10 protein-coding genes and 1 pseudogene are annotated in these 12,065 nt (G+C 64.1%); 6 read left to right on the top strand and 5 right to left on the bottom strand.

The genetic code is table 11. The features are described 5' to 3' along the window. The first annotated feature begins 68 nt into the window (after window positions 1-68). Complete coding sequence (locus ACVWZM_RS10720) at window positions 69-596, top strand: Dps family protein (RefSeq protein ID WP_456853118.1); 528 nt, start codon at window positions 69-71, stop codon at window positions 594-596. A gap of 106 nt (window positions 597-702) precedes the next feature. On the opposite strand, the gene ACVWZM_RS10715 is transcribed toward ACVWZM_RS10720, so the two are convergent. From ACVWZM_RS10715 to carA, 5 genes and pseudogenes are all read right to left on the bottom strand, one after another. Continuing rightward, the gene (locus tag ACVWZM_RS10715) at window positions 703-2,166 is read right to left on the bottom strand and encodes a DUF1254 domain-containing protein (protein WP_456853116.1); all 1,464 of its coding nucleotides are present in this window, start codon (window positions 2,164-2,166) and stop codon (window positions 703-705) included. Between the two features lie 331 nt (window positions 2,167-2,497). Further along, entirely contained in the window at window positions 2,498-3,019 is a 522-nt protein-coding gene (locus tag ACVWZM_RS10710; protein WP_456853114.1) for a hypothetical protein, read from the bottom strand. A gap of 66 nt (window positions 3,020-3,085) precedes the next feature. Beyond that, a pseudogene (locus ACVWZM_RS10705) lies at window positions 3,086-4,128 on the bottom strand (mandelate racemase/muconate lactonizing enzyme family protein). Between the two features lie 185 nt (window positions 4,129-4,313). Continuing rightward, entirely contained in the window at window positions 4,314-4,811 is a 498-nt protein-coding gene (locus tag ACVWZM_RS10700; protein ID WP_456853112.1) for a PaaI family thioesterase, read from the bottom strand. A gap of 149 nt (window positions 4,812-4,960) precedes the next feature. Beyond that, window positions 4,961-6,154, bottom strand: a complete 1,194-nt coding sequence (gene carA / locus ACVWZM_RS10695) for a glutamine-hydrolyzing carbamoyl-phosphate synthase small subunit (protein WP_456853110.1) — start codon at window positions 6,152-6,154, stop codon at window positions 4,961-4,963. Window positions 6,155-6,314: 160 nt separating this feature from the next. Between carA and ACVWZM_RS10690 the strand changes: the two genes are divergently transcribed. The 5 genes from ACVWZM_RS10690 (at window position 6,315) to ACVWZM_RS10670 (ending at window position 11,696) form a co-directional block, all read left to right on the top strand. Beyond that, window positions 6,315-7,016, top strand: a complete 702-nt coding sequence (locus ACVWZM_RS10690; protein ID WP_253624871.1) for an alpha/beta fold hydrolase — start codon at window positions 6,315-6,317, stop codon at window positions 7,014-7,016. A gap of 58 nt (window positions 7,017-7,074) precedes the next feature. Beyond that, the gene (locus ACVWZM_RS10685; RefSeq protein WP_028333117.1) at window positions 7,075-7,530 is read left to right on the top strand and encodes a GatB/YqeY domain-containing protein; all 456 of its coding nucleotides are present in this window, start codon (window positions 7,075-7,077) and stop codon (window positions 7,528-7,530) included. A gap of 119 nt (window positions 7,531-7,649) precedes the next feature. Continuing rightward, window positions 7,650-8,267 (top strand): GTP cyclohydrolase I FolE, encoded by a 618-nt coding sequence (gene folE, locus ACVWZM_RS10680; RefSeq protein ID WP_028333118.1) that lies wholly within the window; start codon window positions 7,650-7,652, stop codon window positions 8,265-8,267. A gap of 27 nt (window positions 8,268-8,294) precedes the next feature. After that, window positions 8,295-9,815 (top strand): FAD-dependent oxidoreductase, encoded by a 1,521-nt coding sequence (locus tag ACVWZM_RS10675; RefSeq protein ID WP_456853108.1) that lies wholly within the window; start codon window positions 8,295-8,297, stop codon window positions 9,813-9,815. Window positions 9,816-10,085: 270 nt separating this feature from the next. After that, window positions 10,086-11,696: an acyl-CoA synthetase gene (locus ACVWZM_RS10670; RefSeq protein ID WP_253624869.1), complete on the top strand. Its 1,611-nt coding sequence runs from the start codon at window positions 10,086-10,088 to the stop codon at window positions 11,694-11,696. Window positions 11,697-12,065: the final 369 nt, after the last annotated feature.

Genomic DNA, 12,065 nt, shown 5'->3' with positions numbered 1-12,065 from the left:
ATGCGTTAGCGGTCCGGCGGCCAATGTTCAATGCGCCGAAATACGGGTTCCTAACAGGAAGGTCCAACGTGAGCAAAGCCAAGACTGACAAGATCTCGCCCGATCTCGACACGCCGAGCGACCTGCCGCAGGCTGCGGGGGACACGATCTCGGCCTCGCTCAACACGCTTCTGGCCGACGCCTTCGCGCTCTATTTGAAAACCAAGAATTTCCATTGGCACGTCAGCGGCCGGCATTTCCATGATTACCATTTGTTGCTGGACGAGCAGTCGGAGGCGATCTTCGCGACCACCGACCAGCTCGCCGAGCGGGTGCGCAAGCTTGGCGGCGCGACGCTGAAGTCGATCGGCGATATCGCCAGGCACCAGACCATCAAGGACAATGACGACGATTATGTGCCGCCGCGCGAAATGCTGCGCGAGTTGATGGAAGACAACAAGCACATGGCGGCTGCGATGCGCAAGGCGCACAAGCTGGCTGACGACCAGGAGGACTCCGGCACCGCAGGCCTGCTCGAAACCTTCATCGACGAAACCGAGCGGCGCACCTGGTTCCTGTTCGAGGCCAGCCGCCAGGAAGGCAGCAACGCGGCGTAAGCTGCGTTGCCGCACCCGCGAGGCAGCAATCCAAAGCTGCTTTGCTCCGGACTGCTTCGCGAAGCTTGCGGTCTGGCCGCCCGGCTGCGGTCAGTGCGGTTGAAGCCTACTGAGCTGACAGACCCATCGCTGTCTCCAATCGCACGATCGGCGGAGGATTCCACTTTCCGGTCAGCGCCTCCGATTTCGGACCGTAAAGGCGCATGGTCAGGTTGAAAGCGCCCTTCGGCGCCGGGAGCCAGTTGGCTTGTTTGTCCGCGCCCGGACTTTCGTTCTGGAAGTAGAGATCGAGCGAGCCGTCCGGGTTGTATTTGAACGGCATCCAGCTGGACACAGCGAAGCGGTTCAGCACGTTGCCGACCTGGAATCCTTCCTGGTCGTAAAGCGTGATCGACCAGAAGGCATTGACCGGCGGGGCCGCGCCCTTCTCAAAGGTGATCGTATACTTGTTGGCGCCGTCGAGCGGTTTGCCGGTATTGTCGGCGAGATTGAGCGGATAAATCGCGTCCTCCGGCAGGTTGGCGCCAAGCCCGAGCTGCGCGACGATCGCACGCTTCAAATAGTAGTTGCCGTAAACGCCCATCGTGTCGGTGTTCATCGACCAGCCGTTCGCAACGCGCGCCAGCGTCGGCACCTTCCATGCCATCAGCTTCTGCCCGTCCTGCGGCGCCGTCTCCAGCGCCCGTTGCAGCACCGGGTCCACCTTGCTGATTTCGAAGCTCTTGCCGGGCTCGATGCCGATCCTCTTCATCTGCGCGATGATTGGTTCATCGGTGATGTGCGGCGGGTGAAGCTTGAGCAGCTCGGCGGCCTGCGCGAAGTAGACGCCGGCCGACATCGTGTCGACCTGCACCTTGGGCGCCGTCTTCATGTCGACGCTGGGATCGATCCTGACCTCGGTCGGCTTCTGAGTCTTGCCGAACTCGGAAAGAGGCGTGACCTTGTAGCCGGCCTGGATCTTGTGGACCGCATCGTAGTCCGGCGGGCCGTCCGTCTTGGTGCGGCCAATGACCCAGACGTAAGGCGTCGGCGCGTCGATGCGCTGGGTATCCTTCGGAAGCTTGAACTCCTCCGCAAACCTGTCGCGCAGATCAGGCCGCCATCCCGGGGCCGTCACCAGAAAGGTCCCCGCTTTGGTACCCGTGGTGCGCCAGCCGGGCGAGGCGAACACATCCGACCACATGTCCAGCATGGGCAGCAAATAGAAGCGTCCATCGGTATCGGGAACGGAGACGACAACCGGCTCCTTGGTCATGTCCAGCCATGAAACGGAATAGAGCGTATCGAAGTTGGACCGCACCACGCCCTTGAAATTCGCCGGCGGGTATTCGGGGATGTTGACGAAGGTGTTCATCGGGCCCTTGAAGTTCTCTTTGCCGGGCTCGACGTTGGTGAACTGCTTTCGCGTGATGTCCATCGTCAGGAGCGGGTAGAAGTAAATATAGGCGTCCACCGCGATCGCGTGCGCCTCCTGCTCGTTGATTGCCGGGGCCGTCTGAGCCAGCGCTGCAGGCGCGGCAGCCGCGCCGATGCAGAGAGACAATGTCAGCGTCAGAATTCCTCGAAACATGTCGAATTTCCTCTTCCGATATGTGTTGCGGTTGCTTGTGGGAGGCGCGGAGCATCTGATGCCGTCAGGTGATGTGTATGACCTCCGCAAAAAGAGCAGCAGCGGACGCGGAAGCTCTGTCACTCCCGCAGATGAATCGCGCGCCTTAAGGTGTCATTGGCGGCATAAATCGCCGCAGCGATGCTGACTTAAATCAAGGAGCTTGGAAATGTGAAGCCGGCAGGCTTGATTGAAATGGCCTGCAATTCCGATGATCGATTCAGGTTGCCTGTATCCGGTCACCTCTCGCGAGGGGGCAGGGCAAGAGCAACCCGTTCGACCATCCTAGATCTTATCGCTTCCACAGCCGCACCAGCGGCCCGTCCTTGCCCAGCACCGGATCGGTCGCGGGGATCGTGACCTGTGGGATCGTCTTCAGCGCCCTGGCGTGATTCTCCGCCGTCGGCCGCTGCAGATCCATCGGGGGGCCCGGCGGATAGGCGCCGACCACGCAGAAATCGTCGCTCGCCGACAGGCATTGATGCCCGGTGCCGGCGGGCAGGATCGCGACGTCGCCGGCCGCGATCTCGAGTGCTTGCCCGCGCTCGCCGCCAAACTGCACGCGCGCGCGGCCGCGCGCGACGCCCAGCACCTCGTGCACGGTGGCGTGGTAATGCGCGAAGTCGTAGACGCCGTTGCGCCACATCGCGCCCCAGCCGTTCTCGCCGAACAGCTGCTCGATGGTGGCCTCAGGATTCTTGCTGACGTCGACGGCGGCCTTGTAGACCAGGAACGGCATCGGATTGTTCGGCACGAGGCCGTCGTCCCGGAAGACGATGGTCTGGGGTTCGATATCGGTACGGACGACCGACATGGTGGCTCTCCAGCGCTGCGAGGTGGTCTCCAGACCATCAAACCGTCGGTCCGCAAACCGTTCCAGCTAGATTTTGAACTTCAGCACGTCTTCCCTGAACCTGAGCCCGTGCCCGGGCCGCTCCGGCGCGGTGATCATGCCGTTGGCGATTTCGGGCGGGTCGACCCAGAGATCGTCGATCAGCGCCATGTTCTCGCACCAGATCCCGTTCGGAATCGAAGCCAAGAGGTGCACATTGAGTTCGGGAAACAGATGCGGCGCGATGGTGATGCCGAACGTGTCCGCAAGCGCCGCGATCTTGCGCTGCCGCCGCGCATCGGGTCGGGTTGCAGGATCGGCAGGCAGGGATTGAGAAAGAACGGCCGCAGATCGTAGCGCGTGAAATGCGTCTCGCCGCCGACGACGCGCATGTCCAGCGCCGCCGCGATCCGCTGATAGCCGGCGAAATCATCGGCCGGCACCGGCTCCTCAAGCCAGTAGATATCGTACTTCTCGAACTTGCGTCCCATCTCGATCGCGACATCGGCGCTCCAGCCCATGTTGACGTCGATCATGATGTCGATGTCGGGCCCGAGCGCCTCGCGCATGCGGCGCACATTGTCGAGGTCCTGCGCCGGCGTGTGGACGTGCGCGACCTGCATCTTGATCGCCTTGTAGCCCTGCTTCACGAAATGCAGCGCCTTCTCGATCATCCCGTCGCCGCCGGCGCCCCGGAAGCAGCCGGAACCATAGATCGGGATTTCCGAGCGATAGTGCCCCCACAGCCGGTGCAGCGGCAGGCCGGCCCGTTTCCCGACCGCGTCCCACAGCGCGATGTCGAGCGCCGACATGGCCATCGTGGCGATGCCGCCGCGGCCATAGGTCATCGTCGCCGTCCACAGATCGCGCCAGATCGCCTCGATCGCGGTGGCGTCCTTGCCGATGACGCGCGGGATGATGCATTCCTCGAGACAGGCCGCGATCGACTTCATCGCCGGCTTGAACACGAACAGATAGCCCATGCCGGTAACGCCGCCGGACGTTTCGACGTCGCAGATCAGAATGTCGCGCGTCGCGCCGAGCGCCGCGCCTTTCAGCCAGGGATCGTCGGCCCAGGGCAGCCGCAGCATCGTCACGCGGATGTCGCGGATGGTCATGTCTGAATGGGCTGAAATCATCGGCGTTTCCTTTCCAGGCCGGATCATGTTTGCCTGATCTCGGACAGGGAAACTCAATCACAGAGCGCAGGCCGCGATCCAGCGCGCTTCGTCATGGCTCCAATGCGCCAAGATCTGGCGCCAAGACGCGATTGCCTTCAGGTCGTCTTGGGCAACTCGAACACCAGGCAGGTCGTGGTGGCATGGGCGAGCAGCTTGCCATTGTCGTCGGTAATCCGCGCTTCCGCCGTCGCAACCCGGCGGCCGGCGTTGAGCACATGGCCCTCGGTGCGGATTGTGCCGGTGTCCTGGCTCATGCCGCGGACGAAGGAGATCTTGAACTCCAGCGTGGTGTAGCCAAAGCCTTGCGGCAGCGTGGTCTGCACCGCAAGCCCCATCGCGGAATCCAAGAGGATCGCGGCGTAGCCGCCATGCACCGAACCGATCGGGTTGTAGTGGCGCAGGCCCGGGACGCTGTGGATCACCACATGGCCGGTCTCGGCGGAGCAGTCGAACGGCTCGACATTCTCCATGATCGGCGGCTCCGGCAGGGTCCGGGCGAAGATGCCGCGCACGAAGTCGAGCCCGGACATCGATGCCATCACCGCCATCGAGGAGACGCCGTAGACGGGCTTCGGGGTGGCGGGGGCGGTCATGTCGAGATTTCCCGTGATGTGATGCGAAGACGCATTGCTGCTGTCGGTGCCAGCCGCGCGCAATAGCCGTCATGCCCGGACTTGATCCGGGCATCCATCTTCTTCAAGGGATGGATTGCCGGGTCAAGCCCGGCAATGACGATCGGGCTCTAAGCCGCGCGCTTGTTCTTCCGCATCAGATCGGCGAAGCGCTGGAACAGATAGTGCGAGTCGCGCGGGCCGGGCGAGGCTTCCGGGTGGTACTGCACCGAGAACACCGGCTTGCCCTCAAGCGCGATGCCGCAATTGGAGCCGTCGAACAGGGAGATATGGGTCTGGGTCGCGCCTTTCGGCAGCGTCGCCTGGTCCACGGCAAAGCCGTGGTTCATCGAGGTGATCTCGACCTTGCCGGTGGTCTCGTCCTTGACCGGATGGTTGGCGCCGTGATGGCCCTGATGCATCTTCATGGTCTTGGCCCCGACGGCAAGGCCAAGCATCTGATGGCCGAGGCAGATGCCGAAGGTCGGCGTCCCCGACGCGATCATCTTCTGGATCACGGGCACGGCATATTTGCCGGTGGCGGCGGGATCGCCGGGGCCGTTCGACAGGAACACGCCGTCCGGCTCCATCGCCAGGATGTCTTCGGCGGCGGTCGTCGCCGGCACCACGGTCACCTTGGCGCCGACGCCGGCGAGCAGGCGCAGGATGTTGCGCTTGATGCCGTAATCGATCGCGACCACGTTGAATTCCGGCGCGGTTTGCTGGCCGAAACCGTTGCCCCACACCCAGGGCGTCTCGTCCCAGGTGAAGCGCTGGCCGGAGGTGACCATCGGCACCAGGTCCATGCCCTCGAGGCCGGGCCATTCGCGGGCTTCTTCCTTCAGGCCGTGCAGGTCGAACTCGCCGTTTCTGGCGTGCACGATCACCGCATTGGGCATGCCCTTGGAGCGGATCAGCGCGGTCAGCGCGCGGGTGTCGATACCGGAGAGGCCGATGATGCCGCGCGCCTTCAACCACAGGTCGAGATGGCGGGTGGCGCGGTAATTCGAGGGATCTGATATCGCCGAGCGCAGGATCACGCCGCGCGCGCCGGGCGTCGCCGCCATGTTCACCGTCTCGATGTCATCCTCGTTGGTACCGACATTGCCGATATGCGGGAAGGTGAAGGTGATGATCTGGCCGGCATAGGACGGATCGGTGAGGATCTCCTCATAGCCGGTCATCGCGGTGTTGAAGCAGACCTCGCCGACGGCGTGGCCTTCCGCGCCGAGACCGAAGCCTTCCAGCACGGTACCATCGGCGAGCACAAGGAGCGCGGTCGGTTTATGGTCCGGCCAGGCGGGAGCGTTTTCGGATGTTGTCATGAGCCCTTTAAATAGACGCCGCACCCGGCGGCGTCAAAGCGAAAGGGCACGGATTCACACGGCAATACCGGCCGATTTGACAGGCCCGAACGGCCTTTTAATCTAAAGTTCCCTGAAGCGGCCGTTTGCTTGCCGAAAATGACCCGTCCGGAGCTCCCGCATGGATAATACGATGCCGATCCTGCTCGTCCCGGGCCTCATCTGCTCGCCGCGGATTTTCGCCCCCGTCATTCCGGCGCTGTGGCGATGCGGGCCGGTGACGGTCGCCAACCATATCAGGGACGACAATATGGGGGCCATCGCCCGCCGGATCCTGGCCGAGGCGCCGCCGCGCTTTGCGCTCGCCGGGCACTCGATGGGCGGCTACATCGCCTTCGAGATCATGCGGCAGGCGCCGGACCGGGTTGCGAAGCTGGCGCTGATGAGCACCCAGGCGCGGGCCGATACGCCGGAAGCGACCGCGCGTCGCCGCGGCATGATCGAGCGTGCCAGAAGCGGCCAATATCGCAGCGTGGTCGATGAGCTGTTTCCGGGCTTCGTGCATCCGTCGCGGCAGGGCGATGCAAGCCTGCGCCGGATCGTCGACGACATGAGCGAGGACGTCGGCGCCGAGGCTTTCATCCGCCAGCAGAACGCGGTGCTCAGCCGGCCGGATTCGCGGCCGAGCATGGCCTGGATCAAGTGCCCGACCTTGGTGCTGACGTCGGATACCGACAACACCGTGCCAAATTCGCTGTCGGACGAGATGGCCAACGGCATTCCCGGCGCAAAACTTGTAGTGCTCGCCAATTGCGGTCACCTGCCGCAGCTGGAACTGCCGCAGGCCTGCGCCGATGCGCTGGTCGAATGGCTGAGGAACTAGGTTGTTCTGCCGGTGCAAACTGCCTAGATGAGGGGATTGCTGGCTCAAGGACAACGAAATGCTGCGCGACGACATCAATACTGCGGTCAAGGAAGCGATGAAGGCGAAGGACGAGCGCAAGCTGTCCACGCTGCGCATGGTCAATTCGACCATCAAGAACGCCGACATCGACGCGCGCGGGCAGGGCAAGCCGCCCCTCTCCGATGCCGACCTGCTCGGCCTGCTGCAGAAGATGATCAAGCAGCGCCAGGAGTCGGTCGAGCTCTATGACAAGGGCGGCCGCGCCGAGCTCGCGGCCCAGGAGCGCGAGGAGATCGCCGTGATCTCGGCGTACCTGCCGAAGCAGATGTCCGATGACGACGTGAAGGCGGCGATCTCGGCGATCATCGCCGAGACGGGTGCCGCCGGCATCAAGGACATGGGCAAGGTGATCGGCGCGTTGAAGGCGAAATACGCCGGCCAGATGGATTTCGGCAAGGCCAGCGGCCTGGTGAAGGCGGCGCTGACGGGCTAGCCGTTCGTCCCGGCTGGCTTGCGGCGCAAAGTGCCGCGGACCGAATTGCGGGAACCTTTCTGCTGACGGAGCATCTGACGGGCATGACCTCGCGATGACTCCGCAAAGGAAAGGCCCCGATGAACCCGATTGTGCATGCGCTGGATCGTGCAAGAGCCGCTCAAACCGAATCCGACAAGCCGACCCGGGCCGAAGTCGAGGCAGCAGTCCGCACCATCATCCGCTGGACTGGTGACGATCCCGAGCGGGATGGTTTGCTTGAAACTCCGGCGCGTGTGACGCGTTCGTTCGAGGAATTCTTTGCGGGTTACGACCAACGTCCCGCGGAGATCCTGGAAAAGACCTTCGAGGAGATCGAAGGCTACGACGAAATGATTGCCCTGCGGGGCATCCGCTTCGAGAGCCATTGCGAGCATCATATGGCGCCGATCATCGGTCAGGCCTGGGTTGCCTACATCCCGAACGGCCGCGTGGTCGGCATCAGCAAGCTGGCGCGGGTGGTCGACATCTATGCCAGGCGTTTGCAGATCCAGGAGAAGATGACGGCGCAGATCGCCAACACCATCAACGACGTCTTGAAGCCTCAGGGCGTAGGCGTCATCATCAAGGCGTCGCATCACTGCATGACGACCCGCGGCGTGCACAAGCCGGATACCGATCTCGTGACCAGCCGCATGCTGGGTTGCTTTCGCGACAATGCGCTAACCCGCCAGGAATTCCTCGGCATAGCGGTTTAGAGCGTCACAGGGCGATGGAGGAATGATATGGCCGATCAGCAAGCTCCTTCCGGTCCGGATCTGACACAAGGCGTTGCCCTCTCCGACTTCACGAGCGCGATGTTGCTCGGCCATGTCGGCGACGAGGACGTGCTGCTGGTGCGCTCGGGGGCGGATATCTTCGCCATCGACGCGCATTGCAGCCATTACCACGGCCCGCTCGCCGAAGGCCTCCTTGAGGGCGAGACCGTCCATTGCCCCTGGCATCACGCCTGCTTCGATATTCGCACCGGTGAAGCGACCGCCGCGCCCGCCTTCAACGCGCTCGCTGTCTGGAAGGTCGAGCGGGAGGGCGATCGCATCATCGTGCGCGAGAAGCGCGCGCAGCCGAAACTCCGCGTCAAGGGCCCGGTCGATGCGCCCGGCAGCATCGTGATTGTCGGCGGCGGCGGGGCGGGGTTTGCCGCCGCCGAGATGCTGCGACGGCAGGACTATCGCGGCAGCATCGTCATGCTGAGCGGCGAGGCCGCGCCGCCGGTGGATCGTCCGAACCTGTCAAAGGACTTCCTCGCCGGCAGCGCGCCGGAAGACTGGCTGCCGCTGAAGCCGGACGATTTTTATCGTGACGCGGCGATCGATCTGAAACTCAGGACCGAGGTCAAGTCGATCGATACCGGCCGCCGCAACGTCGTGCTCGCCGGCGGCGAAACGCTCGCCTATGACCGGCTGCTGCTGGCGACCGGCGCGGAGCCGGTGCGGCTGCCGATCCCGGGCGCGGACCAGCCCCACGTTCATGTGCTACGCACCGTCGACGATTGCCGGGCCATCATCGCCGCGGCCAGCGGAGCGCGCCGCGCGGTGGTGATCGGTGCAAGCTTCATCGGTCTCGAGGTGGCGGCCTCGCTCCGCGCGCGCCAGATCGAGGTTCACGTGGTCGGGCTGGAACAGCGGCCGATGGAGCGCGTACTCGGGCCGGAGATGGGCGATTTCGTCCGTGCGCTGCACGAAGAGCATGGTGTCGTATTCCACCTCGGCGACACGGTGACCGCGATCGAGGGCAAGCGAGCCCGCCTGAAGAGCGGGCCTGTGCTCGATGCCGATCTCGTCGTGGTCGGTGTCGGCGTGAAGCCGCGGCTGGCGCTGGCGGAAGCGGCCGGGCTCGCCATCGACCGCGGCGTGACAGTCGACGCCTATCTCGAGACCAGCGTTCCCGGCATCTACGCGGCCGGCGATATCGCGCGCTGGCCCGATCCGCACAGCGGCGAGACGATCCGGGTCGAGCATTGGGTGGTGGCGGAGCGCCAGGGCCAGACCGCCGCGCGGAATATGCTTGGGCAGCGCGAGGTGTTCGACGCGGTGCCGTTCTTCTGGAGCCAGCATTACGACGTGCCGATCAACTATGTCGGCCATGCCGAGCAGTGGGACGAGATCGCGGTGGACGGCAGCATCGCCGGCAGGGATTGCGTGCTGCGCTACAAGCGCGGCGGGCGCGTGCTCGCGGTCGCGTCGATCTATCGCGACCTCGATAGCCTCAAGGCCGAGGTCGCAATGGAGCGGGCGTCAGCCTGACGGCTTTCTCCTCAAGGATGTTCGTAGCCCGGATGCAGTGAAGCGAAATCCGGGGGAGTCTGTCCACTCGATGAGAACCCCGGATTGCGCGGAGCCTGTCATCGGGCGCGCGTTCGCGCGACCGCTCCATCCGGGGTTCTTTATCCGGGCATCACATTCTTCGTCAGCCCGGGCTTGTCCCGGGCATCGACGTCTCTACAATCTGCCGCAGCAAATGCGGATGGCAGGGGAAAGGCCCGGCCATGACGAGGGACGGAAGCAACACACACCATGCTCAAGGAAGCCGCTACTTACGACGAGCTCTATCGCAACTTCCGCTGGGACGTTCCCGCGCGCTTCAACATGGCGACCGCGTGTTGCGACCGCCATGCCGACGGCACCGGGCGGCTCGCGCTGGTCTATGTCGACGAGGATGGCGGCACCACGCGCACCTCGTTCGACGAGGTCGCGGACGCCTCGCGCCGTTTCGCCAATGTGCTGACCAACGACGGGCTGGTGCGCGGCGACCGCGTCGCCGTGTTCCTGTCGCAATCGCTCGAACTGCCGGTCGCGCATCTCGCGGCGTTTCGCGCAGCGATGATCTCGATCCCGCTGTTCGCGCTGTTCGGCGAGGATGCGCTCGAATTCCGCCTGTCGAATTCTGTTGCCAAGGCCGTGATCACCGATGAAGCAGGCTGGGAGAAGATCGCGAAAGTCCGCGATCGCCTGCCCGAGTTGAAGAGCGTCTATATCGTCGGCGATAAGACGCCGGCGGGGACGAAACCGTTCTGGAGCGCGGTCAAGTCGGCATCGCCCGAGTTCGCGACCGTCGACACCTCGGCCGACGATCCCGCGCTGATCATCTACACGTCGGGCACCACGGGTAACCCGAAGGGCGCGCTACATGCGCATCGCGTCGTGCTCGGCCATCTGCCCAATGTCGAAATGTGCCACAACTTCCTGCCGAGGCCCGGCGACCTGATGTGGACGCCGGCCGACTGGGCCTGGATCGGCGGCCTGATCAACGGCCTGTTCGCATTCTGGTACCACGGCATCCCGATGGTTGGACACCGCGCCCGCAAGTTCGAGCCGCAGGCGGCGATGCGGATGATGGCCGAGCTCGGCATCCGCAACGTGTTCCTGCCGCCGACCGCGCTGAAGCTGATGCGGCAGGCCAATGTAAAGAATTCCGGCGTCAGGCTGCGCAGCATCTTCACCGGCGGCGAGTCGCTCGGCGGCCAATTGCTGGATTGGGTGCGCGACACCTTCGGCATCGACGCCCATGAGGTGTTCGGGCAGACCGAATGCAATCTCGTGATCGGCAGCAATTCCAATCTGTTTCCGATCCGTCCGGGCTCGATGGGCCGCGCTACGCCGGGCTTCGACGTCCGCATCGTCGACGACAAGGGCGCGGAACTGCCGCGGGGCCAGCGCGGCATCATCGGCGTGCGCCAACCGTGCCCCTGCACCATGATCGAGTACTGGCGCAATCCGGAAGCGACCGCGAAGAAATATGCCGGCGAATTCCTGCTGACCGGCGATCTCGGCGTGCAGGATGAGGACGGCTATTTCTGGTACGTCAGCCGCGAGGACGACGTCATCACCACGGCCGGCTATCGTGTCGGCCCGTCCGAGATCGAGCACACGCTGATGAAGCATCCGGCGGTCGCGATGTCGGCGGTGGTCGGCATCCCCGATCCGATCCGCACCGAATCGATCAAGGCCTGGATCGTGCTGCGGCCGGGCTACGCGCCGGGCGATGCCCTGGCGCGCGAGATCCAGGAGTTCGTCAAGGTCCAGCTCGCCGCCCACGAGTATCCGCGCTTCGTGCAGTTCGCCGATAGCCTGCCGATGACGGCGACGGGCAAGGTGCTGCGCCGGGAGCTGAGGGCGCTGGGGTAGTTTTCTCCGTCGTCGTCCCGGGCAAGCGCAGCGCGGCCCGGGACCCATAACCACAAGGTAAAGTTGTTGTGCGACGCTATGGCCCCAGCGAACTCTAAACGTTTGGAGCGGTGGTTATGGGTCCCTGCTTTCGCACTAGCGTGTCTACACGGTTTTGGGGCGCGACAGATTGACTCGGTGCAGCAAGAAGTGGCGTCTCTGCAGCATGTTGTATGATTCTCTCACTGGCGCTTTGATTCGAAGGAGCGCCAGCGATGCAGCCGGATTTGTCTTTGGGTGAGTTCGGGGACGTTCGTCTCGACAAAAGGGGGCGACGCTTCTCCGGGCTATGCTTTGCACGCGCAGCGTCTGCTTGCGCCAGATGGCCCG

The organism is Bradyrhizobium sp. USDA 4501, assembly GCF_054062115.1.
The sequence above is the reverse complement of the archived record's forward strand: the minus strand, read 5'-3'. Positions and strand labels throughout refer to the sequence as shown.